We start from the raw sequence: 24,989 nt of genomic DNA on the forward strand, positions 1-24,989 counted from the left end.
GCACTGCTAGTAAAACACACTAGCTCCAGTCTAACCAACCTTATACTGACTTACGTACTGAGAAGCACTGACTTATCGTGACTTATAACTTAACTTTATTAATACATAGTCCGTAGTTAAAAATATAATTCACTATGCCACATCTTTAACCGGCATAAAGATGAGAATATACGTAAGATATAATTAGACAATCCAATATATACTGATGATGTTATAAATTAACCCAGGATAAGCAATGTCAAGATCACTATGCGTTAATAATGACCACATTGACAAAGTTAAAATAGCACTCACGCACAATGGCTATCCCCACCAAAGAGCCTTGGCTAATGATACCGGATTGTCCTTAGCGACAATTAGCAACTTCCTGACTGGTAAACCTGTTAGTTATGCCAACTTTGAAGAACTATGTCGCAGATTAAATCTAGATTGGCGAGAAATTACTACCAATGTTGAAGTAATATCCACCCCCTCTCCCGCACACGCACAAATACGTAAAAAAAACCAAATCAGCTTACTGCAAAACTGGTCATCATCAGTACGTTCCTTGAGATTACTGGGTTCATCAGAAACAGCCTTTTCTCTACTGCAATCAAAACAACTGCGGGGAACAGATGAACAAAAATACCAATTATACTAAACACGGGTGAGATTTAAACTTTTGCCAAATGACAAAGAACCCAGATGTGTAGGGGTTTAGCAGTGCTAAACCCCTACGTTTAGAATCAAACAATCAAGCCGTTTTGAGTATATGCAATTTATATGGTAATAATCCTTTAAAAATAAAAACTATAATTAACTTACGAATTACGTAAAATGTGGCTAATACCCTGCGTGGTGCAGCCATAAACCTTATTCTTGTGTAAGAGGTTGTTTGAAAAGTATTATATCAAACCCGTAATCTCCAAAAACCTAACCCCCCTACCCCCCTTCCCTGCAAGGGAATGGGGGTTTTAAAGCCTCTCCCCTTGCAGGGGAGAGGTTTGGAGAGGGGTCAGTCAGTCCATACATTCAAAACTTTTCAAACATCCTCTAAGGGTAATTCATGTAGCTTGCTTCCCGCAGGTTATTACCTACAATTTGATTCTGTTTTGCGAAAGTCCTATAACTAAAAATCAAATTTCATGTTCTCAATAGCATAAATAAAGAAAAAATAGTCGGTTTTAACCGACTTTAGCTATGAGACAGGGAATTTATTCCCTGGATTTTATCTTTTTTATAAAATCTATCGAATCTATCGAATCAACCGATTTAATTAAAATTACTACCCATGACCAAAAAAATATTAACTGGACTTAGTTCAACAGCCTACGAACACCCCTTCGATAAAAAAGCCTTAGCTTCTTTACAAAGTATGCCCGGTATCTCTCCTTTGCTCAAAAAAGTCAACGAATATGGTATTGATCGTTTACTGAGATTACAAAGTATTGCTAGTGAAATCAGAGTCACACCGCGAAATTTTCCCCAATTGTATCAACCATTATTAGAAGCTTGCCAAATTCTTGATGTGACAACTATTCCTGAATTGTATTTATTTCGAGGGACAGGACATATTAGAACCTATATTATTGGCGTAGAAAAACCTATTATTGGTATCAATATTGAAGCAATGGAATGGTTAAATTATGATGAATTACTGTTTATTTTTGGATATGAAATTGCTCGCATTAAAAGTCAGCATATAATTTATCATCAAATATCAATTGTGATGCCAGCATTGAAAATGTGGTTAAGCAGTACCACATTAGGGTTAGGAGGATTGATAGCTAGTGGTGTAGAATTAGCGTTATATAATTGGGTAATGATGGCAAAGTTCACTGCTGACCGGGCTGGTTTATTAGCTTGTCAGGATATTGATGTGGCAACTACCGCACTGATGAAACTTGCAGGTTTGCCAGAAGAGTATTTAACTCCTCATGTGATCGAAGATTTCCTCGTTCAATCCCGCGAATTTGCTGCTAATAGTGTTGATAGTTTAGATCAAGTTACGAAAATATTAAGTTATTCAGATTCTAATCTTTCTTGGTTAGTTATGCGGACAGGGGAATTATTAAAATGGGTTGATTCAGGAGAATACAATCATGTACTTCAAGGAGAAAATGTCAACACTTCAAAAGGAGAAGAGGAAGGAGACGAAAAAGAAGGATGGAATTTTTTGACTTCTTGGTAATGGATATATGTATGATTAACGATTGCCTTGAATAATCTCTTATGCGTGGCTAAATTAGATTCCACAGGAGATGAATAAAAAAGTTTTCATAATAATGCTGCTTGAAAACCCGTAGGAGCGCAGCCCCTGCGCCCTTGCCTCATCTAATAACGGCTATATATCTTTTTCCCAACCATAACTAATTGAACACCAGATTGGTTTAAATTTGCTAACCTAGAAATGGTGTAAATATTGCTGATGGTAGCGTGGTTCTCTATTAAAACTATTATTTGAGTAACAATTATGACAGCATTTAACTCTGACAGCCTGCGTTCCTACAGTCAAGATGATGTCCAGCAAATTCTGCAATTAGCGATCGCCCGTCAAGTAGACGATAATGATCAAGAATTTTCTTATCAGCAGATAGTGGAAATTGCCACAGAGTTACAAATATCACCTGATACATTGCAACAAGCGGAACGAGATTGGTTAGTCAAACAAAGCGAAGTTGAACAACGTAAAACTTTTAATCTTTATCGTCAAAGTAAATTTAAGAAACGGTTAGGAAATTACGCAATTATTAATATTTTTTTCCTAGCAATGGATGCCATTAGTGGCGGTCTTTCTTGGTCACTTTATATCTTACTAGGTTGCGGATTAGCCATATCCTTAGATATTTGGAATACTTTTCAAACCCAAGGTGAAGATTACGAAATCGCCTTTCAAAGATGGAATCGCAACCATCAAATTAAACAAACAATCAATACAGTTCTAAATAGATGGTTTAAGGTATTTAGTCCTTAAACTTTAGATACAGTTAAAAAACTCAATATCGTCTATTTTCTATGCTCATCAGAAAACCGCCTGTGGGTGCAAAAAATAACAACAAGCGGTTTTCTAAGATATTTATGAGGTAAATTAGCTACTAGAACCAGAAGCGGCTAATTCTGCTAACCGTTCTTGTTGATCTTGCGATATACAAGATTGAATTACCGTCTCTATATCACCTTCCAAAATAGGGTTAAGGGTAAAATTTTGACCTAAACGATGGTCAGTCACCCGGCTATCTTTATAATTGTAAGTGCGAATTTTTTCAGAACGAGAACCTGTACCCACTTGTAAGCGCCGCATGGAAGTCACAGCATCCTGTTGTTCTCGCAATTTCAACTCATACAACTTAGCCCGGAGAATTTGCATCGCCCGTTCCTTATTCTGTAACTGACTCCGTTCTTCCGTACAGAAAATCCGAATCCCAGTCGGTTTGTGGAACAAATCAGCGGCTGTTTCCACCTTGTTCACGTTTTGTCCACCCGCACCACCAGAACGCGCCGTACTCATTTCAATATCTTTCGGGTCAATATGGATTTCCACCTCATCCACTTCTGGCATAATTGCTATAGTAGCAGTAGAAGTGTGAACCCTTCCCCCAGATTCCGTTGCTGGTACGCGCTGTACACGATGTACACCAGATTCAAACTTCAGTTTACTGTAAACACTATCACCTTGAATTTCTAGAATTACTTCCTTATACCCGCCCATTTCACCCGAAGATTCGCTGACCAGCTTCACCTTCCAACCTTGGACATCAGAATAGCGAGAATACATCCGCAGTAAATCCCCTGCCCAGATACTAGCTTCATCACCACCAGTACCAGCGCGAATTTCCAACATAATGTTTTTGTCATCGTTGGGGTCACGGGGTATCAGCAACACTTTTAAGCGATTTTCCAGATATTCCAGCTTTTCCTCTAGTTCGCTGACTTCTAATGCTGCCATTTGTTGCAACTCTAGATCGCTATTTGACTCTTTGAGGATCTGACGCGCTCCTACTAATTCATCTTGGGTTGTTTTCCAAGTTTCATAGGTATCAACTACCTCTTCCAAGGAAGAACGAGACTTGGCAATTTTTTGATACTCATCAGGATTACTAGCGGTATCAGGATCGGCTAAACGGCGTGTTAATTCATTAAATGTTTGTTCAACAGATTTAAGTTTATCCAGTAAATATATTTCTGCCATGATGACTACATAAGCTCCTAAAAAATAACAAGTGGGCTACTGCATTAAATGACAAGCGACCCAGCACTATGCAGGGTCGTCTATGGCTTCCGCCATGCTATCAATAGTTACAGCCAACCAGCTACTTTTGATTATCGTCGCCAGTTTGAGTTTCAGTTTCAGTTTGAGTGCTGGACATACCATATTTACGGAGGAAGCGTTCTACACGGCCTTCAGTATCAATCATTTTCTGAGTACCAGTGTAAAAGGGGTGATTTCCAGACCAAACATCTACGTGTAATTCGGGTTTGGTAGCACCAATGGTCATAATAACTTGACCATTACAGTAGACTTTAGCGTCTGGATACCATTTGGGATGAATATCAGGTTTAGCCATTGTTTTTTTGGTTGCGAATCTATATAAATTGTGACTGGGGATTGGGGATTGGGGACTGGGGACTGGGTAAAAGTTTTTCCTTCTGAACTCCTGACTCCTGACTCCTGACTCCTATCTTAACGTTTGGAGTATTGAGGTGCTTTGCGGGCTTTGTGCAAACCGTATTTCTTCCGTTCTTTAGCTCGTGGGTCACGAGTTAAATAGCCTTCAGTTTTCAGCGGTGAACGGTTATCTGGGTCAAGTTGACACAAAGCGCGGGCAACTCCTAGACGAATAGAATCAGCCTGTCCAGTTAAGCCACCACCTTCGGCTTTCACCAAAATGTCGTATTCGCTTTCTAATCCCAATGTTTCCAAAGGTGCTTTAATAGCTCCTAAGTAGTTGGGATTGAATTGGAAATACAAATCTCCATCTTTGCCATTAACAGTCATTTTCCCTTCACCGGGAACTAGACGGACACTAGCAACTGAACATTTACGGCGACCAGTACCCCAGTAAACGGCACGACCGCTAGTAGTTTCTGCTACTTGCATTAATTTTCTCCAGGAATTGTACTAATTGTGATTTCTTTGGGTAGTTGTGCTGCATGAGGATGAGTTGGGCCTGCATACACTTTCAGCTTGGTAAATAATTGCTTACCCAAACTATTTTTAGGTAACATACCTTTAATAGCGTGTTCAAGGATTCTTTCGGGTAAGCGCTGTTGCAACTTAGCGAAAGTTTCTGTTTTCATTCCACCAGGACGGCCGGAATGACGACGGTAAACTTTTTGGGTGCGCTTTTTACCTGTAACTGCCACTTTCTCAGCATTGATAATAATGACAAAATCCCCTGTATCCATATGGGGTGTAAATTCAGGTTTCTTTTTGCCTCTGAGGATCATTGCAACTTCGGTAGCAAGACGACCCAGACGTTTATCTGTAGCGTCTACTAAGTACCAATCGCGCTCAATAGATGCTTGAGGGGGAAGGTAGGTTTTAGTCATTTTTTTTTGTCAGTTGTCAGTTGTCAGTTGTCAATTGTCAGTTGTCAGTTGTCAGTTGTCAGTTGTCAATTGTCAGTTGTCAGTTGTTAGTTGTCAATTGTCAATTGTCATGACCCATGACTAGGTATGGTTGGGTGTCATACCAAATTTTTGGCGGAAAGGGAAAATCGGGATAACCGACTCTCAACAAGCATAACCCGTGAGCAGGTGCAGAATATTTCACTTCTTCCCGGCGTTCTTGTTGCCAGATGTCGGTGAAGTCATCTAGAGTCCGCTGACCAGAACCTACTTGTACTACCATTCCGATTAATAGCCGCACCATGCCATATAAAAATCCATTAGCCTGAATTTCAATATGGATAAATGCTCCACTACGACGGCATTCTACAGCTTGCACTTCTACCCAGGAATGCGATCGCGCTGACCCAGCCCGTTCAAAAGCAGATAAATGGTGTTTTCCCAGTAGCGGTTTCAGGGCAGATGTAATTAAGGCTTCATCCAAGGGGGCATAATAATAATGCCAACTGAAAGGTTGCGCGAATAAATTCGGTAAATTTTCAGTGTAGATAGTGTAGCGATATCGTCGGTAAACTGCGCTAAAACGAGCGTGCCAACTTTCACTTACACCTGCTGATGCCCTGATTAATATCCCTGGGGGCAAATAGCCATTGAGAACCTTTGCCCACCTGTGAGCAGGAATTGAACCTGTAGCTTCAAAATGGGCTACTTGAGCGGCAGCATGGACTCCAGAATCAGTCCTACCTGCTCCGTGGAGTGTCACATGATACCCTAGAACAGTGGCTATAGCTGTTTCTATCTCTTCTTGGACAGTGCGCTGTCCTTTTTGTCTTTGCCAGCCGTGAAAATGAGTACCTATGTACTGAATAACCAAGGCTACTCGCTGAGTAGAATTATGCTGGCTGCTTTCTAACATAGTTGTTTGTCAGTCGTTAGTTGTCAGTTGTCAGTTGTTTTTTATTTGCTACTGACCAATGACCAATGACTAATGACTAATAACTTTAAACTAGTTCAATAATCGCCATTTCAGCATGATCACCGCGACGGGGGACGGTATGCAGAATGCGAGTATAACCACCTTGACGGTCAGCATACCGAGTTGGGGCTTGCTCGAATAGTGCATGAACCAGGGTTTTGTCGTAGATATAACCTAACGCCTTTCGACGTGATGCTAAAGAGCCATCCTTAGCTAGGGTAATCATTTTATCTACTTCACTGCGGACAACTTTAGCTCTGATTAAAGTTGTAGTAATTCGACCATGACGTACCAACTCTGTTGTCAAAGCTCTGAGAAGAGCGCGACGTTGATCCGCTGGTTTACTAAGTTTTTTGACTCGGCAACGATGGCGCATAATAATGCAAAGAGTGAATTATTAATGGTTTTGATTTAGCTAGGCTTAGAGCTTCTTTCTTGAGGTAAAGTAATACCTAAGCGACGCTGTAAAGCTTCCACTACTTCTTCCGCTGACTTTTGACCAAAGTTTTTGATTTCTAAAAGGTCTTCTTGGGTGTAATCCAATAAGTCGGCTACGGAATTTACTTGAGCGCGTTTGAGACAGTTATAAGCTCTGACAGATAACTGTAATTCTTCAATCGGAATTTGCGCGGTGGGATCATCTGGGATATCTGAACCTGTATCCGTTGGTTCTAAGGAGATATCTTTCAATGGGTTGAATAAATCTACCAAAATTCCAGCGGCAGATGATAGTGCTTCTTGAGGAGAAATACTACCATTAGTCCATACTTCCAACAGTAGTCGGTCTTTCAAAGAACCATCGTCACGGGTTTCTTCAACACTATAGTTGACTTTCCGTACGGGCATAAACACTGAGTCAATTTGGAGAAAATCCAAAGATGTGGCTTCTTCTCTGCCTCGTTCTACAGTCCTGTAGCCTTTGCCTTTCTCAATCCGAAATTCCATTTCCAGTTTTCCACCTTCAGCAATGGTGGCGATATACTGGGTCGGGTCAATCACTTCTACTTCACTAGGTAAGTCGAAATGCGCTACAGTAACTGTTGCTGGGCCGTTCACGAGTAAGCGACCAATTTGGGGTTGAGAAGAATAACTCTTGAGAATGACATCCTTCATTCGCATGAGGATTTCTAGTACGTCTTCTCTTACCCCTGGAACTGTCGCAAACTCATGGCTAACACCAGCAATTCTCACCGCTGTTACTGATGTCCCTTCTAAGTTAGAAAGTAAAACCCGCCGCAACGCGTTACCAACAGTTGTCCCTTGACTGCGCTCTAGGGGTTCTAGAACGAACTTACTGTAATAGCTCCGACTTTCCTCAGCATTAGACTCTACACATTCAATTTGAAACTGAGCCACGGAGTAGCCTCCCTTGTTAAGGTGCTGCTAGAAGACAAATTAATTGCTTCTCAAATTTTCTTGAAAGCGAACTTATTTACCCCACGCGTCTAAATTCAACAAGTATTCGCTTGGGGAAAATAGTTCAAAATTACCAGCCACAGAGGGCATTGTTGATGATTTCCCAAGGGTTCTAGCTTTTGGCTTGATTACCCAATAGGTTCTGTTTAAACTCGACGGCGCTTGGGTGGACGGCAACCGTTGTGGGGAATTGGGGTAATATCTCGAATGAGTGTAATTTCCAATCCTGCACCTTGAAGCGCCCGAATAGCGGTTTCTCTACCTGCACCGGGACCACTCACCATGACTTCGATTTGCCGCATTCCTTGGTCTGTGGCTCGTCTAGCTGCGCTTTCAGCAGCGGTTTGTGCAGCAAAGGGAGTTCCCTTTTTTGCCCCTTTAAATCCACTAGAACCAGCACTTGCCCAGGAGATAACATCTCCATTTTGATCGGTAATCGTGACAATGCTATTGTTGAAGGTAGACTGAATGTAGGCAACCCCATTGGGTACGTTCCGTTTCTGCTTTTTGCTCCCGGATTTTTTCGTTGGTTGTCTGGCCATATTTCTTTAGTGAATTTAAGGTACAACTTGCTAATTGCAGCAAGTTTAGAAAAGTTATTTGCCAGGGGCTTTCTTCTTACCAGCCACTGTCTGTCTTCTACCGCGTCTGGTTCTAGCGTTGGTACGGGTTCTTTGTCCACGCACTGGTAAGCCCATGCGGTGTCTACGCCCTCTGTAACAGCCAATGTCAACTAAACGTTTAATATTTAGTCCTTCTAGACGACGTAAATCTCCTTCAACCTGATAGTTGCTTTCGATTTCTCCTCTGAGGGCAGCTACATCAGCATCAGATAGGTCTTTTACGCGGATATCTGGATTTACGCCAGTAGCTGCGAGAATTTGATGTGATCTAGTTAAGCCAATTCCGTAAATGTATGTTAGACCAATTTCTACACGCTTATCGCGGGGAAGGTCTACGCCGGAAATCCGTGCCACAATGAATCTCTCCCTATTGTTTTCGTAGTTGCAGTTAGCAAAGTGCGATTTTGTGGCTTTAGCCATTTCATGGTCGCGGGTTTAACTTTGCTTTGATAGATAGTTTCTATCCTTGGCGTTGTTTGTGTTTGGGATTTTCACAAATCACCATCACGCGACCACGACGCTTGATCACGCTGCACTTTTCACAAATTTTCTTAACTGAGGCTCTGACTTTCATGCCTTTAAAATTGACTCCAAATAGTAAATTATAGCATTTCTAGAAGAAATATTTCAGTTATGTAACTAGAAAAAGACCAGTTGATTTATGTATGGTAAGATTCTCTGTTATTGATTTTATTTCTTCCGCAGGCGATAGGTGATTCTACCTTTGGTTAAGTCGTAGGGTGTTAATTCAACTTTGACGCGATCGCCAGGTAAAATCTTGATGTAATTACGGCGAATTTTCCCAGAAATGTGTGCCAGGACATTAAAGCCGTTATCTAAGTCAACACGAAACATTGCATTAGGCAACGATTCGGTGACAGTCCCTTCCATTTCAATTAAATCTTGCTTAGACAAGTTTTTTCCTCAACTCAACAATCTCCTATTGTCCTTGTACACTTTTATGGGCATAAAGAGCATAATTGGAGAAATATATCAACAGTTATTAATACATCTTAGGTGACATACTCCACACACTCCCTTATGCCTTGGGGCACGCTTGCGCGAACAGGTGAGTATGGGTTTCTCAGCGACTCCTCTACGAGGACATTAACTGAGCTTTAAAGCCCTATGCCCTAGGGACTTTTGAAGATAATTTTTAACTTTTTTGATTGGCTGCTTTTGGTGCATTTAATTTGTGTTACACCTATCAGTCAAATTTTATCACTTGTGAGAAGAACAAGATTTGACTCGCGCCTGGCTTGGAAGATAGGGGCGAGGTAATAAGGCAATGGAAAAATTTTTTCTCTCTGCCGACATAGACCGCTGCCCCTGAGTTTCTTTAAGCAGCTATGATATTTTTCAAATCAGTAAAAACTTCTTCTTGGGACTGATTACCGTTGACTGTGAGGAGTTTTTGGCGATCTGTAAAATAGTTAATTAAGGGTGCAGTTTCATCGCGGTAAACTTCTAAGCGCCGACGAATCACTTCTTCAGTATCATCTTTTCGTCCGCGTCCTAGTAGCCGAGTAATGACAGTTTCATCTGGTGCATCCAGATTAACTACCTTTTCACCACCCTGTCCTAGACTTTTCAGTAATTCTGCTAGAAACTCTGCCTGTGTAACTTTACGAGGAAAGCCGTCCAAAATCCAACCTGTTTTAGTATCTGATTGTTGCAGGCGTTCTTTCACCATATCTTCTACTAATTTGTCGGGGACTAATTCGCCTTTATCCATGAAACTTTGGGCTTGCATTCCCAAAGTTGTTTTCTCTTGAATAGCTTGACGTAAAATGTCACCTGTAGAAATATGGGGAATCTGCAAAAATGCAGCCAAGGTTTGAGCTTGAGTTCCTTTACCAGCACCCGGTGGTCCCAAGAAGATTAATCGCGTCACTATTGTTTCACCATTCCTTCATAACGCTGAGAGATGACGTAAGTTTGGATTTGTTTAGCCGTATCAATTGCCACACCGACTAAAATTAACAAAGATGTTGCCCCCAGTCCTTTAAAGGTGGGAACTTTTAAGGCACTTTCTACGGCCGTGGGAATAATTGCCACTAAACCTAGAAAGATAGCTCCTAAAAAAGTAAGTCGGTTTGTCACCCGTTCAATATACTCACTAGTAGCTTTTCCGGGACGAATACCGGGAATACTAGAACCCATTTTTTTCAAATTCTGAGCCACATCTACTGGGTTGAGAATCAACGAAGAATAGAAATAGCTGAAGAAAACAATGGAAGTTAAGTAAACGAGAGCATATACCCAAGGTGCAGAACCACCTGGACTTAAATAGGTATTAACAATGTTTGCTAATTCGGGATTCTTAGTGAAATTGGCGACTAAAAGTGGCAAACTCAGGATTGCGGCTGCGAAAATAATCGGCATTACCCCACCAGAGTTGAGACGTAGGGGTAAATAACTCCGCTGTTCTGCTAAAACTCTTCTACCTACTTGACGACGGGCAGAAATAATGGGGATGCGGCGCATTCCTTCTTGTACGAACACAATACCCACGATTGTGAACATAAAAACCACTACAAGAACGATGACGCGCCCGACTATTTCCCGTCCACCAACTTGTACCAAGTCAATGGTATCGCCGAGAGACTTGGGTAAAGATGCCACAATGTTGACAAAAATCAACAAAGATGCACCATTACCAATACCCCGTTCTGTAATCAGTTCAGATGCCCACATGACGAACATTGAACCAGCAGTGAGAGCGATCGCCGTTTCTGCTACGAATATCGGACCTGGTGTTTTGGCAAATTGTTGGAGAAATAATGCCGAAAAAGCCACACTTTGAATAATTGCCCAAATTACAGTCACATAGCGGGTAATTTGTGATATTTTCCGCCGACCTGCTTCGCCTTCATTTTTCTGGAGATTTTCTAAAGATGGCAGAGCAGAAGTGAGTAATTGGATAATAATGGACGCATTAATAAAGGGCAAAATCCCTAAAGCAAAGACACCTAAAGTAGAGAGTCCCCGCCCAGAGAATATATCCAATAAACCAAAGATGGAATTGTTGCCCGATATAGCTTCAGCAAACTTAGGTCTATCAATTCCTGGGACAGGCAAAAAGATACCCAGGCGAACCAAAATTAAAATACCGACAGTGACAAGCAGCCTACCTCTCAGTCCGGCTGCTTGCGCCATCTGCATAAAAGTTTCTTGAGCTGTTGGGGCTTTGTCTCGACTGATCATAGAGTTTTACCTTTGAAGTCCTAACTATGATTTACGTGATTCATTATGATGAAGATGATTAAGCCGTCTGAACTGTGATTTTTGTGATTTATTTGATGAAGATGATTACCCTAATCACATTCATCATCCTAATCATATAAATCATCTTAATCATAAAAATCATAGTTCAGACTTTTACGCAGCTTCACAACTTCCACCAGCAGCCTCGATTTTGATTCGAGCTTGGCCTGTGAAAGCAGCAGCTTTTACCTGAAGAGGAACATTCAATTCCCCATTCCCCAAAATTTTCAATTGGCCTTTAACAGTGGTTAAGATCCCCGCTGCTTTTAAGGATTCCAATGTTACCTCTGAGTTAGCAGGTAAATCATTTAATTTCTCTACATTAATCGTAGTGTAGATTCTCCGGTTCATCAGGGGGAAACCCTTGAGTTTAGGTATCCGGCGGTACAATGGCTGTTGACCACCTTCAAAACCTGGTCTTGTCCCACTACCAGAACGGGATTTTTGACCACGCATCCCTAAACCAGCACTAGCACCTTGTCCAGCAGAAATACCTCTACCTACACGCTTACGGCGTTTTTTAGAGCCTTTTTGGGGCTTAACATCATTAAGTCTCATTTTGGTTTGTGATTTTAGATTTTAGATTTTGGATTTTAGATTGAGAATCTGATACAAAGACTGACTAAATATAGAGTTTCTCAATGGAGATACCGCGATCTTCAGCAACTTCACTTAATGTTCGCAGGGTAGATAGAGCGTTAACTGCTGCTCTGGCGTTGTTCAAAGGGTTGTTTGAACCTAGTTGTTTAGCGAGAATATTACGTATTCCTGCTAACTCTAATACAGTCCGTACAGCACCCCCGGCAATTACCCCTGTACCTGGTGCGGCTGGGCGCATCATGACTTTAGCACCGCCACCAACACCATCAATGGGGTGAGGAATAGAATTGGATTTGGTGATTGGGATGTCAATTAGATGTTTTTTACCATCAGCGACACCTTTTTTAACTGCACCAATTACATCTGATGCCTTACCAACTCCGACTCCAACTTGTCCACGTTCATTACCGACGACGACAATGGCACGGAAGCTGAGTTTTTTACCACCTTTGACGACTTTACTCACCCGGCGGATTTGGATAACTCGCTCTTGCCAGGTGGTTTCTTCTTTTTTTGTACGGCTTGCTTTACGACGACCGGTTACCATAATCAATGCTCTCTTTTAGTTGTCAGTTGTCAGTTGTCAGTTGTCAGTTGTCAGTTGCTACTGACTATTGACTACTGACGGACTTAGAAATCTAAACCAGCCTCGCGTGCCGCCTCGGCTAAGGCTTTGACGCGACCATGATAGAGGTTGCCACCACGGTCAAAAACGACTTTAGTGATGCCTTTTTCTAGGGCGCGGACAGCTACCAGTTTACCAACTTGCACTGATGCGTCACAGTTGGCACCGGAAGCGATGCTAGATTTCAATTCTGGTTCTACGGTTGATGCCGCTACTATAGTTTCCTGCTTGGCATCATCAATCAATTGAGCATAAATATGCTCATTGGATCGGAATATGGACAAACGTGGACGTTCTGGGGAACCGTTGACTTTGCTACGAACGCGCCGATGACGACGTTGTTTTGATTCTTTGCGTGTAAGTTTCATATTTACTTCTTACCACCCTTACCAGTCTTACCAGCTTTGCGTCTGACCACTTCACCTGCATAGCGAATACCTTTACCTTTGTAGGGTTCAGGTGGACGAACGGCACGAATTTTAGCTGCTGTGTTGCCGACAATTTCTTTGTCATAACCGCTGACTATGACATTAGTTGTCCCTTCTACCGCAAATTGAATTCCTGCTGGAGGTTCAATTTGGACTTGATGGCTATAACCCATATTTAAAACTAGGTTACTGCCTTGAAGTTGGGCGCGATAACCAACCCCTTGGATTTCCAAGCGACGTTGAAAACCCTGGGATACTCCCTCCACCATGTTGGCCACTAGGGTGCGGCTCAAACCGTGCATTTGTCTGGAGGTACGGGTTTCATCCCGACGAGTAACTATCAATGTTTCTCCTTCTTGGGAGACTATGACATTTTTAGGTAGTTGACGGGAAAGTTCGCCTTTAGGACCTTTCACTACTACTTTGACACCATCAATCGCCACTTGCACTTTGGCGGGAATGGTAATTGGACGTTTACCAATACGAGACATGATTTTTTGTTCTTTGTCAGTTGTTTTTTGTCAGTTGTCAGTTGTTGGTTGTTTTGCCACTGACCAATGACCAATGACCAATGACGACTACCAAACGTGGCAAAGCACTTCACCGCCTAGATTTTGGCGGCGTGCTTCGCGGTCAGTCATAATCCCACTGGATGTAGAAATAATGGCAATACCGATACCGCCTAGCACTCTTGGTAATTCTTTTCTATTGGAGTAAACACGCAAACCTGGTTTACTCACTCGTTTTAGGGCAGTGATTAGGGGTTGGCGATTTTTACCTTTGTATTTCAGGGAAATAACTAGGTTCCGCTTAATTCCTTCTCCTGCTTCTTCAACTTCCGCAATGAAGCCTTCTTCTCGCAGTACCTTGGCAATATTACGAGTCATCTTTGTAGCTGGTACTTGCGTAGTTTGATGCCTTGCCATATTGGCATTGCGGATGCGCGTCAGCATATCTGCAATTGTGTCGTTAGCCGCCATCGTTCCCTCTTTAGATGAACTTATTGATCGCGAAAGGGCATTCCCATTTCCTTAAGTAAGGCGCGGCCCTCTTCGTCGGTTTTTGCCGTGGTGATGATAGAAATATCTAAACCCCGGACTTGATCGATTCTGTCATATTCCACTTCTGGAAAAATTAGCTGTTCCCGCACACCTAGAGTGTAGTTGCCACGGCCGTCAAAGCTTTTGGGGCTGACACCGCGAAAGTCTCTGATTCTGGGTAGTGTCAGGTTAATCAGACGATCTAAGAAAGCGTACATCCGTTCGCCTCTTAGTGTCACCATAATCCCTACAGGCATACCTTGACGAATTTTAAAGCCGGCGATCGCTTTCTTTGCCCGTGTTACCACAGGTTTTTGTCCAGTAATCAGGGCAATTTCGCTGATAGATGCCTCTAGTGATTTGGCGTTTTGAGCAGATTCTCCCAAACCTCTGTTGATAGTTATCTTAATCACCTTAGGCACTTGATGCACGTTGGTGTATTCAAACTGAGTAGTCAATTTGGGAGTAATTGTCTCTTGATATACGGTTTTAAGTCGTGTTTTCGCCATAGTGTTTGTCCTTATATCCCCTGGTCTTGGTCAGGGTCGCTTTCCTCCAATTAAAAATGCCAAATTAAAAATTAAAAATTGAAATTGCGAATTTTTTAATTTTTAATTCTTAATTTTTAATTGGTGAGAATTTCACCTGTTTTTTTGAGCATTCTCACTTTCTTGCCTTCGGCGGTGAAAGTGTAGCAAACGCGACTAGCGACGTTTTGCTTGGTGGAATAGAGCATCACATTGGAGCTATGAATGGGGTACTCCTGGGTGACTATTTGCCCTGATTCACCTTCTTGTTGAGGTTTCACGTGCTTGGTTTTAAAGTTGACACCTTTGACAAGGACTTTGCTCAATTGTGGTAGTGCTTTAATCACTTCCCCAACTTTACCTTTATCTTTGCCAGCGATGACTTGCACAGTATCACCGGTTTTGACGTGCATTTTATGAAAAACTTTGGGTTGTGGGCGCTTTGCCATTACAGCACCTCCGGAGCCAGAGAAACAATTTTAGTAAAGTTTTTGTCGCGCAGTTCACGAGCTACCGGACCAAATACCCTTGTACCTCTAGGATTACCTTCTTTATTGATAATCACTGCGGCGTTATCGTCAAAACGGATAGCCATGCCACTGTCACGACTAATAGCTTTACGAGTACGCACAATTACTGCTTCTACAACATCTGACTTTTTTACAGCCATGTTGGGTGAAGACTCTTTGACAACAGCGATAATTCTATCGCCTACGCCACCATAACGGCGGTTACCTGCACCTAATACGCGGATGCACATTAGTTTTTTAGCACCGCTATTATCTGCGACATTCAGATAAGATTGGGGTTGAATCACAACTGGTCTCTCTTCTAGGGTCGTTGTAGCTGATGGTACAACTGTTTACTAAGTAGCTTTAATGTTCAGGATTTCTTTGACTTGCCAACGCTTGGTTTTGCTCAGGGGTCTAGTTTCCTGAATCCGCACCCGGTCGCCTATTTTGCAAGTATTCTCTTCGTCGTGAACTTTATAGCGGCGGGTTTGAACTACGATTTTGCCGTACTTGGGGTGAGGAGCGCGGTTTTCTATGGCTACTACCACAGTTTTTTGCATTTTATCGCTCACTACCAAGCCAACTCGTTCTTTGACTGCCATAATCTCCTACTTTTGTTCTTGATCTGAAAGACTCGCTGCCCGTTTCCGTTCTCCTTCTACTGTCAGTAATTGGGAGAGCCGATGGCGTGCGTGTTTGAACTGGTGAGGCTTTTCTAATTGTCTAGTGGCTTTTTGTAAGCGCAACTGGAATAGTTGTCTTTTCACAGCGACAATTTCTTCAGCCAACCGTTCGTCATTTAATTCTCTAGCTTCTGAAATCTTGGGAAGAGGCATAAACTACTCCTGCTCCTGTGGTTGAGAGCGGGTAATAAACTTGGTCTTAATTGGTAACTTACTGTCAGCTAATCGCATAGCTTCGCGGGCAATTTCTTCAGTAACGCCGCCAATTTCAAACATGATCCGGCCTGGTTTGACTACGGCTACCCAAAACTCTGGGTTACCTTTACCAGAACCCATCCGGGTTTCAGCAGGACGCATGGTGATTGGTTTGTCAGGGAAAATCCGAATCCAGATTTTGCCACCCCGGCGAATATACCGAGTCATTGCCCGACGGGAAGCCTCGATTTGCCGTGAGGTAATCCAAGATGGTTCTTGGGCTTGGAGTCCAAAATCCCCAAAGTTGAGGGTACTGCCTCGGCTGGCAAGACCTTCCATGCGTCCGCGTTGTTGTTTGCGGAATTTAGTTCTTCTAGGACTTAACATGATTTGTCAGTTGTCGGTTGTCAGTTGTCAGTTGTCAGTTGTCAGTTTTTTACCACTGACTATTGAGCATTGACTAGGCTTCATTGGAGCGGTCTTCAAACTGTTGACGACGACGTTGTTGTTGTCGGCGACGGGGTTCGCGTTCACGGTCACGATCTCCACGTTCACGGTCTTTAGCTGGTTGAGCGGGAGCTTGTTCCTGTCCAGGAATAATTTCGCCTTTAAAGACCCAAACTTTAATTCCGAGAATTCCGTAAACTGTCTTAGCTGTGCAGCCAGAATAGTCAATGTCAGCGCGTAAGGTATGGAGAGGAACTCTACCTTCACGAGTCCACTCTGAGCGGGCAATTTCTGCACCGTTGAGCCGACCACCGACTTGAACTTTGATTCCTTGGACACCTGCTCTTTGAGCGCGTTGAATTGCTTGACGAACAACTCGACGGAAGGAAACTCGACGTTCTAATTGTTGAGCAATGTATTCAGCAATCAGGTAAGCATCAGCATCAACTCGTTGGACTTCAACAACGTTAATGCGAATTTGGCGATTACCACCCAAAGCTCCTTGTAGTCCAAGACGCAATGATTCAATACCTTGACCACCACGACCTACAACCACACCTGGTCTAGCTGTGCGGACTTCTAGGTCGATTTGATCAGCTTTGCGCTCAATTCTCACTTCGGAAATACCGGCGTTATTTTGAGCGTATCTACCTAGTTTTTGCTCAATGTATTGACGGAGTTTGTAGTCTTCTTGGAGAAGTTCTGGATAACGGTCAGGTTCTGCAAACCAACGGGATTGGTGTTCTTGAGTTATACCCAGTCGAAAGCCGACTGGATGAATTTTCTGTCCCACAAAAGCTTCCTCTAAAATTTCTTACTGTACGCAATTTTCTTGTGCCTGTATGGCTGTTTACTCAGCAGTAGCAACCGCGGAAACAGCAACAGTGATATGACACGTTGGTTTGCGAATTTGGTAAGCTCGACCTTGCGCTCTGGGTTGAAACCGTTTTAGCACTGGTCCTTGGTCGGCATAGGCTTGACTGATCACCAAACTGGATCTGTCTAAACCAGCATTATGCTCGGCATTAGCTGCGGCACTTCTGAGAACCTTTAAGATGGGGTCACAAGCGCCATAGGGCATAAATTCGAGCAAGATTAGTGCTTCTCTGTATGAACGGCCGCGAATTTGATCAAGTACACGGCGCACTTTATAGGGAGAAATGCGTATATAGCGGGCGATTGCCTTAACTTCAGTAGTGTCAGTTGCCATTTTCATAACTTACTCTATGTTTATCAATTAAAAATTTAGAATTAAAAATTAAAAATTCTCATGTTTTAATTTTTAATTTTCAATTTTTAATTGATCTATCTCCCTGATTTTTTGTCACTTTTACCATGACCTCTGTAGGTACGGGTAGGAGCAAATTCTCCTAACTTATGACCGACCATCTGTTCATTGACAAATACGGGAATGTGCTGCCGTCCATTGTGAACAGCGATAGTATGACCTACCATCAAGGGCAAAATTGTCGAAGCTCTCGACCAAGTTTTGACCACTTGTTTTTCATCTTTTGCGTTTAACTTCTCAATTTTCTTGAGCAGATGGTCAGCAACAAAAGGACCTTTTTTTAAAGAACGACCCATAGTTCAATTTTTGATTTGGGATTATTGTCAATTGATAATTGATAATGCTTAATTGTCAATTGTCAAATTTGATGTTAGGACTGACGACCACCACGACCACGTTTAGATGATTTGCGGCGACGACGGATAATCAATTTAGTGCTGGCTTTCTTGCGATTCCGTGTCTTAGCCCCTAAAGTAGGTTTACCCCAAGGTGTGACAGGACCGGCTCTACCGATAGGCGCTCTACCTTCACCACCACCATGTGGGTGATCCACTGGGTTCATGGCACTACCTCTCACCTTGGGACGACGGCCTTTCCAGCGATTTCGTCCAGCTTTACCAGCACTGAGGTTTCTGGCATCTGTATTACCGACTTGTCCAATGGTGGCGTAGCAATCACGCCGAATCAAGCGGACTTCACCTGAAGGTAACTTTAAGGTTACATAGTTGCCTTCTTTAGCGACAACTTGAGCTACTGCACCAGCAGCCCGCACGATTTGACCACCTTTACCTGGTGTCATTTCGACGTTGTGAACACTAGTACCCAAGGGCATATTCGATAGAGGTAAGGCATTACCATCTTCGATAGGAGACTCAGGTCCAGCAATTATCTTTGTGCCTACAGTCATGCCATTTGTTTGCAAGATGTAGCGTTTTTCGCCATCTTCATACAACACTAAAGCGATCCGCGCATTGCGGTTAGGATCGTATTCAATGGCTGTAACTGTAGCGGACATATTCCGCTTATCTCGCTTAAAGTCGATAATGCGGTATAGTTGTTTGTGTCCGCCACCCCGACGACGGCTGGTTATCCGCCCTTGATTGTTCCGACCTTTAGGACGATGAACTGATTCAGTTAATGATTTTTCTGGCTCAGTTTTCGTAATTTCGGCAAAATCGGAGATGATAACTTGGCGAGTACTGGAGGTATAAGGGCGATAAGAACGAGTACCCATAAGTGATTTTGGAGTTTTGAATTTTTAATTCAGAATTTTTTTGATTTCGATTTTCGATTTTTAATTGTTTTTTGGCAATTATTCATTAGCCCAATTGCAAATCTCTAATCTAAAATTCTTAAACTTCTGGGAAGAGAACTTTTCTGATTTTTTCTTCGTCCCCAGGAGCAACGGTGACAATAGCTCGCTTGTATTGGGGTTTATAACCAATAAATCTACCTACGCGTTTTTGTTTGCGTGGAGGGTTAGCGGTATTGACTTTGACGACCTTAACTGCAAATAGGTCTTCAATGGCGGCTCTAATTTGTAGCTTAGTGGCTTTAGGAATGACTTCAAATACGTATTTGTTTTGTTCCATGAGCATGGTCGCTTTTTCGGTGAGAATGGGGCGACGCACTAAATCCGGTAGATCACGGGTGGCAACTACTTTAGGCACTGTAGACCTCCTGGATCTTATCTAGGGTTGATGATGTGACGATAATTTTGTCAGCGTGGAGCAAGTCGTAAACGTTTAACTGGTCGGCGGGAATCAGTTTTAAGTTTTCGATGTTACGGGCTGATAAAAGCACGTTTTCTGCTATTTCAGACAAAATCAACAGTGTCTTTTGTTCTGATGTTGCACCCCATCTAGCTAATGCTGCTACGAGATCCTTGGTTTTAGGACGCTGTAACTCGTTGCTAAATTCTTCAACAACTATTAGATCTTCAGCACGGCCAACAAATGCTGTCCGCAATGCCAAACGGCGTTCTTTACGGTTCATTTTTAGGTCGAAATCTCTGGGTTTTGGTCCAAAGATCACACCACCACCACGCCATAATGGTGAACGGATAGAACCAGCACGGGCGCGACCTGTGCCTTTTTGCCGCCAAGGTTTACGACCACCACCACGAACTTCTGCACGAGTTTTAGTGCTGACAGTTCCCTGGCGAGAATTGGTCATTTGTCTGACTAGGGCGCGGTGTACGATATGCGCCGCTGTTGTTTCTTTGGCAACCCGGAGGTCGAAGCTTGTCTCTCCGACTTGCTCTCCTTGCCAATTTTTAATTACACTCTCTACCATCTTTGTGTCCTTTGTCAGTTGTCAGTTGTCAGTTGTTAGTTGTCTTTTTTTGCCCCTAACCAATGACTAAATGACTATTTTTTGCCAACTATAGTTGCAGGAACGACGCTCACTAAAGCTCCTGGTTTGCCAGGAATAGCTCCTTTAATGATGATTAAGTTGCGTTCTGCATCTACTCGTATTACTGTCAGTTTGCGAATTGTGACACGAGTACCGCCCAAACGTCCTGCCATCCTTTTACCGGGATAAACACGACCTGGGGTTGTCCCAGCACCGATAGAACCTGGCGCTCTATGGTTTTTGGAACCGTGTGACATGGGACCGCGAGCAAAGTTGTTACGCTTCTGGTTACCGGCAAAACCGCGACCAATACTTGTACCAACTACATCTACAATTTCACCGACACTAAAAATATCTGCTTTAATTTCTTGACCTAAAGCATAATCACCAGTGCTATCGGTGCGATATTCATTCAGATGACGGACTGGTGGGGCGGAGGATTTAGCCAAATGTCCCAACAATGGTCTGTTCAGTGACTTGGGTTTAACTTCGCCATAACCAACCTGAATGGCAGAGTAACCGTCGGTCTGTTTCGTTTTAACTTGTGTAACGGTGCATGGACCGGCTTTGATGACGGTAACAGGAATGGAGACTCCTGCTTCATCAAATATTTGGGTCATGCCCAGCTTGGTGCCGAGAATACCTACAGACACAGTTACTGGTTCTCCTTTCGTTCTATTTTTTTGGAAGTCGAATGGGGACAGCTTTTGTCACTGTCGCTTGAGTGTAAACTTTACCTCTGAAATTTGGACTGGCGTTAAACAGTGCAAATTCTCGGCGACGCAACAATTTTTGTCCCTTTTGCTTTAGTGAATTTGTTTATTTTCACTTACTCAATCACAATAACAGGAATAAGTGCCTACTCTATGGAGAAGGTATTACTTCTGGAATCCAATGCGAGGCTTGATGGCTTTGCGCTGTGTGCAGCAATGCTTTTGTCCAAGCAGTTGCTTTGGCACTCTACCGTGGTAGCAGGACTTAAGTGGTTATTGACCCTCAGTATCCTTTTCCTTAGTCTTAACATAATGCCATGAAACCAACATTATTGCTAAGGAACTACTTATTTTCATACCCTAAACTATTGTTTAAGATTTTGCCTAATTTTTTTAGGATTTACGGGAGTGATTTGGTGTGAGAGCTTAAATATGAATTTGGCTCTTGATTTGACCTGAAAGCTTTTTTAGTTTAGCAGTCTCTTATGGAGTAAGCCAGTTTTATTCTTTTAGGGAAACTAACTAGAAACTCAGATGCTAGGACTAACTAGAAACTCTAAATAAGAAAGATGCCTAGCTAATTATACTATTCGGTCACAATCTAATAATATAAACTATTCATGACTTTTTGTCTAGTATTTTTTTGCTTTGTGATGGGATGCTGAGGCGGAGGTAGGAAAAATTACCCATATTCCGGTTTTGAATTTTCAAGATTGGGAAAAATATCCTGCTTCATTTAACTTAATCTACCACTAGAGAGTGAATAATAGAGATATCTAAGTGGGATAGGAGAAAAATCTATGGCACTAATTACCACTGGCAACGGTTTCATCCGCAATTTGGAGAAATTTGGGGCGTTGGGTGTTTATGTTCCTCTGGAGGGGGGCTATGAAGGGCGCTATCTGCGCCGATTACGGGCGACTGGCTATGTTGCATTGCATATTACTGCGAGAGGACTGGGTGATGTGGCTGCGTATCTGATGCAAGTTCATGGTGTCAGACCACCACATTTAGGCAAAAGAAGCAATAGTAGTGGTGCGGCGGTGGGTGATGTATATTATTTACCACCAATGATCAGTTCTCATTTGGCACAATTACCTCCTAAGTCTAAGGGGTTGGTGTTGTGGATTATTGAGGGAAATATTCTTTCTGATCAGGAAGTTGAGTATTTGATGAATTTGCCTAAGTTAGAACCACGGGTTAAGGTGGTAATTGAGAGAGGTGGCGATCGCATTTTCCGCTGGACTCCTTTGGAAAAGACACTGTTAGCTAGTTAAGCAAATTGTCAGGGTGGGGAAAACCCCGCCCCTACTATGCAATTATTTCTAATTCTGTATTTCCTGTTGTACCCAAGTACGAAAGGATTTACTAGCTTGCACTTCATCTATTTGGCAATCTTGCAAAAATTGATAAAGTTTTTCTTTGGTGATTATAGAAAATGTGGGACTTTTTTCTCCTTCAACATATTGATGATTTTGAAGTTGATAAAATAGCACTATTTCACCGTTATAACGCCAAAATTCTGGTACTCCCATGCTGGCATAAAAAGCAAGTTTATTGATGTCAGTATGAGTAATATCTACTTCTACAATTAAGTCGGGTGGTGGATCTTCATTTAAATCAACTTTTTTCCCAACTACTTGAGGTTGATTTTGAATGTAATAACAGTTATCCGGTTCAGCACTTCTTTGTAAATCATCACGATTTAAGGTAGTTGAACCCATTGTCTTAATTTTTAAACCCATTTCTTCTACCAAAATGCAGATGAATCGTTCAATTAATCTGGTAGCACTTTCATGTTCTTCTAAAGGCATGGTAATTTCTAATGTCCCTTGATCATAGATAAGTCGAGAGGAACGACTTTGCCCTAATGCTGCTAAAATTTGCTGATAATTTTGCCAACTGATATTGTGGAAAACTACTCGCTGTTCTGCGGGGGTAGTTTCTGGGGTAATATTGTTTGGTTTAGTGATTGTACTAACCATAGTTGCCCTTAAATTTAGCTTAATAGTTATTATAATATATTACGCAAAAGCGAGAATCGAGTGAATTTAAATTTGTCTACTCCCTTACAATTAATTGGACGTTCTGTAGAGTTTCAGCGGATTATTGAAATACTGGCAAAGGATGGTGATTTGTTAATTACTGGAGTCCCTGGTAGTGGGAGACGCACTTTAGTGAGAGGTGCAGCACAGGAGGTGAATACAGTTATCTTGGAAATAGACTGCATTCGCGCTACAGAAGCAGAGAGATTTGTGCAACTATTAGCGGAAGCGATTAGTCAAAATTGGGAAGCGGAAAAAATTCAAATCTGGTTAAATGAAAATACTTCGGAATTTTTTACTTTTAATTCTGAAAGTCAACTAAAACTAATTCGTTCTTTGGAACAGGAACAACTATGGCAAGCTTTCGCCAGTTTGTTAGACTTATTGGAAATAATGGCGGTTGATTTAAATCACCGCATATTGCTGATTTTAGAAAGTTTTCCCCATATTCGTTCTTGGGATCGTCATGGTTTATGGGAAACTACATTTAGGAAAGAAGTTAAGGCTTATCCTCATGTTAGCTATGTACTAATAGCCACCATTGCTGAGTCTAGCCAACATTCAGATGATACTAATTATCCCCTAGAAACTATCCAATTAGCCCCTTTAGCTAAGGATATTTTAGCCTTGTGGGCGAGGGAAATTTTACATACGCAAGGTTTTACTTTTGATTGTCATAGTCAGGCTTTACAGCTATTTTTAGAGGCAGTACAGGGACATATTGGCGATGGGATGGCGATTATTCGGCGGTTATCTGCGTCGCACTGTGCAGATGGATTAATTCGGGAGGAAGATGTGCAAAAGGCTATAGCCGGATTATTGAAAGATTTATCTATGACTTATGAATCTTTGCTGATGTTGTTACCAGCAAATCAGGTACATTTATTAGAGTCTTTGGCTATTGATCCTACTGATAAACCTCAGAGTAAGGAGTATATTCAAAAGCATGGACTTTCACGGGGTGGAAGTCTACAAGGGGCGTTAACTGGTTTACAGCATAAGGGTTTGATTTATGATGCTGAACATGGTTATCGGTTAGCTATGCCTTTGTTGGCTTTATGGTTGCGGGAACGGTTGAGTTAATTTTGTTTCGCGCAAAGACGCTAAGGTGCAAAGGCGCGAAGGAAGAAGGTTAGAAGGTTACAATTCTGGTAAAAATTCAGGTTCTAATATTTGTGTGATTTCATAATGACAATTTTCTGGAAAGGTTTCATAGGGGAGGTTTGTTTCTTTGACTGCTAAGTTAATTCCATCTTGATAACTTAATAAAAAGGCTTCTTCTAAATAGGATTTTAAGCTGGGACTATCTGCTAATATTCGGTTGATTTGAGTCCGTTGTTCTCGAATTGTTGCTAACCAACTATTACTACGTTTTTCTGGTTGATGTTGCCATTTTAGTAGGTGTCCTAATAACAAGGCTAAACGGTTGGTTAATTCTCTTCTTTCTTGTCTTCCCAATGTTTCTATTTCTTCAATTAAGTTGAGTTTATCTAGTGTTTCCCATTTTTCTTCTTTGAGTAGTTGTGCTTGTGTTTTTGTCCAGCTATAAAAATCAGAATTGTACAGTGTATTCATGGTTTTTACCTGTAAATTACTATATATTATTTAATTGTCAGAATCAGGATATCCAGGATGTGAATTTGTCTGAATCAGGATACTCAGGATTTTAGGATTTTTAGGATGTGAATTTGTCTGAATCAGG

At 42.0% G+C, this 24,989-nt stretch carries 38 protein-coding genes; 5 read left to right on the plus strand and 33 right to left on the minus strand.

Features of this window, described 5'->3' with window-relative positions:
- Positions 1 to 235: 235 nt before the first annotated feature.
- The 3 genes from ANA_RS06095 to ANA_RS06105 all read left to right on the plus strand — a co-directional run bounded on the left by ANA_RS06095 (position 236) and on the right by ANA_RS06105 (position 2,953).
- Complete coding sequence (locus ANA_RS06095) at positions 236 to 640, plus strand: helix-turn-helix domain-containing protein (RefSeq protein WP_015079181.1); 405 nt, start codon at positions 236 to 238, stop codon at positions 638 to 640.
- A 630-nt stretch (positions 641 to 1,270) separates the two neighbouring features.
- Positions 1,271 to 2,170 (plus strand): M48 family metallopeptidase, encoded by a 900-nt coding sequence (locus ANA_RS06100; RefSeq protein ID WP_015079182.1) that lies wholly within the window; start codon positions 1,271 to 1,273, stop codon positions 2,168 to 2,170.
- Between the two features lie 282 nt (positions 2,171 to 2,452).
- A complete protein-coding gene (locus tag ANA_RS06105; protein WP_015079183.1) occupies positions 2,453 to 2,953 on the plus strand; it encodes a 2TM domain-containing protein in 501 nt (166 codons plus the stop codon).
- Positions 2,954 to 3,067: 114 nt separating this feature from the next.
- On the opposite strand, the gene prfA is transcribed toward ANA_RS06105, so the two are convergent.
- From prfA to rplC, 31 genes are all read right to left on the minus strand, one after another.
- Positions 3,068 to 4,168 (minus strand): peptide chain release factor 1, encoded by a 1,101-nt coding sequence (gene prfA, locus ANA_RS06110; protein WP_015079184.1) that lies wholly within the window; start codon positions 4,166 to 4,168, stop codon positions 3,068 to 3,070.
- A gap of 121 nt (positions 4,169 to 4,289) precedes the next feature.
- On the minus strand, positions 4,290 to 4,544 hold the full coding sequence (rpmE, locus tag ANA_RS06115) for a 50S ribosomal protein L31 (protein ID WP_015079185.1): 255 nt from the start codon (positions 4,542 to 4,544) through the stop codon (positions 4,290 to 4,292).
- A 116-nt stretch (positions 4,545 to 4,660) separates the two neighbouring features.
- Positions 4,661 to 5,077: a 30S ribosomal protein S9 gene (gene rpsI, locus ANA_RS06120; protein WP_015079186.1), complete on the minus strand. Its 417-nt coding sequence runs from the start codon at positions 5,075 to 5,077 to the stop codon at positions 4,661 to 4,663.
- The gene (gene rplM / locus ANA_RS06125; protein ID WP_015079187.1) at positions 5,077 to 5,529 is read right to left on the minus strand and encodes a 50S ribosomal protein L13; all 453 of its coding nucleotides are present in this window, start codon (positions 5,527 to 5,529) and stop codon (positions 5,077 to 5,079) included. Before rplM ends, rpsI begins: the two co-directional genes overlap by 1 nt.
- A gap of 100 nt (positions 5,530 to 5,629) precedes the next feature.
- Positions 5,630 to 6,463: a tRNA pseudouridine(38-40) synthase TruA gene (gene truA, locus ANA_RS06130; protein ID WP_015079188.1), complete on the minus strand. Its 834-nt coding sequence runs from the start codon at positions 6,461 to 6,463 to the stop codon at positions 5,630 to 5,632.
- Positions 6,464 to 6,548: 85 nt separating this feature from the next.
- Positions 6,549 to 6,899 carry a 50S ribosomal protein L17 gene (gene rplQ / locus ANA_RS06135; protein WP_015079189.1) on the minus strand — a complete coding sequence of 117 codons (351 nt, stop codon included), beginning with the start codon at positions 6,897 to 6,899 and terminating at the stop codon, positions 6,549 to 6,551.
- Between the two features lie 35 nt (positions 6,900 to 6,934).
- The gene (locus tag ANA_RS06140) at positions 6,935 to 7,879 is read right to left on the minus strand and encodes a DNA-directed RNA polymerase subunit alpha (protein ID WP_015079190.1); all 945 of its coding nucleotides are present in this window, start codon (positions 7,877 to 7,879) and stop codon (positions 6,935 to 6,937) included.
- Positions 7,880 to 8,085: 206 nt separating this feature from the next.
- Positions 8,086 to 8,481 carry a 30S ribosomal protein S11 gene (gene rpsK, locus ANA_RS06145; protein ID WP_015079191.1) on the minus strand — a complete coding sequence of 132 codons (396 nt, stop codon included), beginning with the start codon at positions 8,479 to 8,481 and terminating at the stop codon, positions 8,086 to 8,088.
- 54 nt (positions 8,482 to 8,535) lie between these two features.
- Positions 8,536 to 8,916 carry a 30S ribosomal protein S13 gene (gene rpsM / locus ANA_RS06150; protein ID WP_015079192.1) on the minus strand — a complete coding sequence of 127 codons (381 nt, stop codon included), beginning with the start codon at positions 8,914 to 8,916 and terminating at the stop codon, positions 8,536 to 8,538.
- A 106-nt stretch (positions 8,917 to 9,022) separates the two neighbouring features.
- The gene (rpmJ, locus tag ANA_RS24220; protein ID WP_015079193.1) at positions 9,023 to 9,136 is read right to left on the minus strand and encodes a 50S ribosomal protein L36; all 114 of its coding nucleotides are present in this window, start codon (positions 9,134 to 9,136) and stop codon (positions 9,023 to 9,025) included.
- A gap of 116 nt (positions 9,137 to 9,252) precedes the next feature.
- Positions 9,253 to 9,477 (minus strand): translation initiation factor IF-1, encoded by a 225-nt coding sequence (gene infA / locus ANA_RS06155; RefSeq protein WP_006276978.1) that lies wholly within the window; start codon positions 9,475 to 9,477, stop codon positions 9,253 to 9,255.
- 424 nt (positions 9,478 to 9,901) lie between these two features.
- On the minus strand, positions 9,902 to 10,456 hold the full coding sequence (locus tag ANA_RS06160) for an adenylate kinase (protein ID WP_015079194.1): 555 nt from the start codon (positions 10,454 to 10,456) through the stop codon (positions 9,902 to 9,904).
- Positions 10,456 to 11,769, minus strand: coding sequence for a preprotein translocase subunit SecY (gene secY / locus ANA_RS06165; protein ID WP_015079195.1), 1,314 nt, complete (start codon positions 11,767 to 11,769; stop codon positions 10,456 to 10,458). Before secY ends, ANA_RS06160 begins: the two co-directional genes overlap by 1 nt.
- A gap of 174 nt (positions 11,770 to 11,943) precedes the next feature.
- Entirely contained in the window at positions 11,944 to 12,387 is a 444-nt protein-coding gene (rplO, locus tag ANA_RS06170) for a 50S ribosomal protein L15 (RefSeq protein WP_015079196.1), read from the minus strand.
- A 64-nt stretch (positions 12,388 to 12,451) separates the two neighbouring features.
- The gene (gene rpsE, locus ANA_RS06175) at positions 12,452 to 12,976 is read right to left on the minus strand and encodes a 30S ribosomal protein S5 (protein WP_015079197.1); all 525 of its coding nucleotides are present in this window, start codon (positions 12,974 to 12,976) and stop codon (positions 12,452 to 12,454) included.
- Between the two features lie 83 nt (positions 12,977 to 13,059).
- Positions 13,060 to 13,422: a 50S ribosomal protein L18 gene (rplR, locus tag ANA_RS06180; RefSeq protein WP_015079198.1), complete on the minus strand. Its 363-nt coding sequence runs from the start codon at positions 13,420 to 13,422 to the stop codon at positions 13,060 to 13,062.
- A gap of 2 nt (positions 13,423 to 13,424) precedes the next feature.
- The gene (gene rplF, locus ANA_RS06185; protein ID WP_015079199.1) at positions 13,425 to 13,973 is read right to left on the minus strand and encodes a 50S ribosomal protein L6; all 549 of its coding nucleotides are present in this window, start codon (positions 13,971 to 13,973) and stop codon (positions 13,425 to 13,427) included.
- An 87-nt stretch (positions 13,974 to 14,060) separates the two neighbouring features.
- Positions 14,061 to 14,462, minus strand: a complete 402-nt coding sequence (gene rpsH / locus ANA_RS06190; RefSeq protein WP_015079200.1) for a 30S ribosomal protein S8 — start codon at positions 14,460 to 14,462, stop codon at positions 14,061 to 14,063.
- Between the two features lie 20 nt (positions 14,463 to 14,482).
- Positions 14,483 to 15,031: a 50S ribosomal protein L5 gene (gene rplE / locus ANA_RS06195; protein ID WP_015079201.1), complete on the minus strand. Its 549-nt coding sequence runs from the start codon at positions 15,029 to 15,031 to the stop codon at positions 14,483 to 14,485.
- Positions 15,032 to 15,147: 116 nt separating this feature from the next.
- The gene (rplX, locus tag ANA_RS06200; RefSeq protein WP_015079202.1) at positions 15,148 to 15,498 is read right to left on the minus strand and encodes a 50S ribosomal protein L24; all 351 of its coding nucleotides are present in this window, start codon (positions 15,496 to 15,498) and stop codon (positions 15,148 to 15,150) included.
- Positions 15,498 to 15,866: a 50S ribosomal protein L14 gene (gene rplN, locus ANA_RS06205; RefSeq protein WP_015079203.1), complete on the minus strand. Its 369-nt coding sequence runs from the start codon at positions 15,864 to 15,866 to the stop codon at positions 15,498 to 15,500. The genes rplX and rplN overlap by 1 nt, the downstream gene beginning before the upstream one ends.
- A gap of 48 nt (positions 15,867 to 15,914) precedes the next feature.
- Positions 15,915 to 16,163 (minus strand): 30S ribosomal protein S17, encoded by a 249-nt coding sequence (gene rpsQ / locus ANA_RS06210; RefSeq protein ID WP_015079204.1) that lies wholly within the window; start codon positions 16,161 to 16,163, stop codon positions 15,915 to 15,917.
- Positions 16,164 to 16,169: 6 nt separating this feature from the next.
- The gene (gene rpmC / locus ANA_RS06215; RefSeq protein WP_015079205.1) at positions 16,170 to 16,397 is read right to left on the minus strand and encodes a 50S ribosomal protein L29; all 228 of its coding nucleotides are present in this window, start codon (positions 16,395 to 16,397) and stop codon (positions 16,170 to 16,172) included.
- A gap of 3 nt (positions 16,398 to 16,400) precedes the next feature.
- Positions 16,401 to 16,826, minus strand: a complete 426-nt coding sequence (rplP, locus tag ANA_RS06220; RefSeq protein ID WP_015079206.1) for a 50S ribosomal protein L16 — start codon at positions 16,824 to 16,826, stop codon at positions 16,401 to 16,403.
- A 73-nt stretch (positions 16,827 to 16,899) separates the two neighbouring features.
- On the minus strand, positions 16,900 to 17,679 hold the full coding sequence (rpsC, locus tag ANA_RS06225; protein WP_015079207.1) for a 30S ribosomal protein S3: 780 nt from the start codon (positions 17,677 to 17,679) through the stop codon (positions 16,900 to 16,902).
- Between the two features lie 57 nt (positions 17,680 to 17,736).
- Positions 17,737 to 18,096 (minus strand): 50S ribosomal protein L22, encoded by a 360-nt coding sequence (gene rplV / locus ANA_RS06230; protein ID WP_041458279.1) that lies wholly within the window; start codon positions 18,094 to 18,096, stop codon positions 17,737 to 17,739.
- A gap of 95 nt (positions 18,097 to 18,191) precedes the next feature.
- On the minus strand, positions 18,192 to 18,470 hold the full coding sequence (gene rpsS / locus ANA_RS06235; protein ID WP_015079209.1) for a 30S ribosomal protein S19: 279 nt from the start codon (positions 18,468 to 18,470) through the stop codon (positions 18,192 to 18,194).
- A 74-nt stretch (positions 18,471 to 18,544) separates the two neighbouring features.
- Positions 18,545 to 19,408: a 50S ribosomal protein L2 gene (gene rplB / locus ANA_RS06240; RefSeq protein ID WP_015079210.1), complete on the minus strand. Its 864-nt coding sequence runs from the start codon at positions 19,406 to 19,408 to the stop codon at positions 18,545 to 18,547.
- A gap of 118 nt (positions 19,409 to 19,526) precedes the next feature.
- A complete protein-coding gene (locus tag ANA_RS06245; protein ID WP_015079211.1) occupies positions 19,527 to 19,844 on the minus strand; it encodes a 50S ribosomal protein L23 in 318 nt (105 codons plus the stop codon).
- Complete coding sequence (gene rplD / locus ANA_RS06250; RefSeq protein WP_015079212.1) at positions 19,837 to 20,469, minus strand: 50S ribosomal protein L4; 633 nt, start codon at positions 20,467 to 20,469, stop codon at positions 19,837 to 19,839. Before rplD ends, ANA_RS06245 begins: the two co-directional genes overlap by 8 nt.
- A gap of 74 nt (positions 20,470 to 20,543) precedes the next feature.
- Entirely contained in the window at positions 20,544 to 21,182 is a 639-nt protein-coding gene (gene rplC, locus ANA_RS06255; protein ID WP_015079213.1) for a 50S ribosomal protein L3, read from the minus strand.
- 860 nt (positions 21,183 to 22,042) lie between these two features.
- Between rplC and ANA_RS06265 the strand changes: the two genes are divergently transcribed.
- Positions 22,043 to 22,519, plus strand: a complete 477-nt coding sequence (locus tag ANA_RS06265) for an NAD(P)H-quinone oxidoreductase subunit N (RefSeq protein WP_015079214.1) — start codon at positions 22,043 to 22,045, stop codon at positions 22,517 to 22,519.
- Positions 22,520 to 22,567: 48 nt separating this feature from the next.
- Here ANA_RS06265 and ANA_RS06270 read toward each other — a convergent pair whose 3' ends face one another.
- The gene (locus tag ANA_RS06270; RefSeq protein WP_015079215.1) at positions 22,568 to 23,227 is read right to left on the minus strand and encodes a Uma2 family endonuclease; all 660 of its coding nucleotides are present in this window, start codon (positions 23,225 to 23,227) and stop codon (positions 22,568 to 22,570) included.
- A gap of 60 nt (positions 23,228 to 23,287) precedes the next feature.
- Between ANA_RS06270 and ANA_RS06275 the strand changes: the two genes are divergently transcribed.
- Positions 23,288 to 24,370 carry an ATP-binding protein gene (locus ANA_RS06275; RefSeq protein ID WP_015079216.1) on the plus strand — a complete coding sequence of 361 codons (1,083 nt, stop codon included), beginning with the start codon at positions 23,288 to 23,290 and terminating at the stop codon, positions 24,368 to 24,370.
- A gap of 57 nt (positions 24,371 to 24,427) precedes the next feature.
- Here ANA_RS06275 and ANA_RS06280 read toward each other — a convergent pair whose 3' ends face one another.
- On the minus strand, positions 24,428 to 24,862 hold the full coding sequence (locus ANA_RS06280; protein WP_015079217.1) for a DUF29 domain-containing protein: 435 nt from the start codon (positions 24,860 to 24,862) through the stop codon (positions 24,428 to 24,430).
- Between the last annotated feature and the right edge of the window lie 127 nt (positions 24,863 to 24,989).

The sequence above is a fragment of the Anabaena sp. 90 genome (assembly GCF_000312705.1).
In the GTDB taxonomy this organism is placed as follows: domain Bacteria; phylum Cyanobacteriota; class Cyanobacteriia; order Cyanobacteriales; family Nostocaceae; genus Dolichospermum; species Dolichospermum lemmermannii.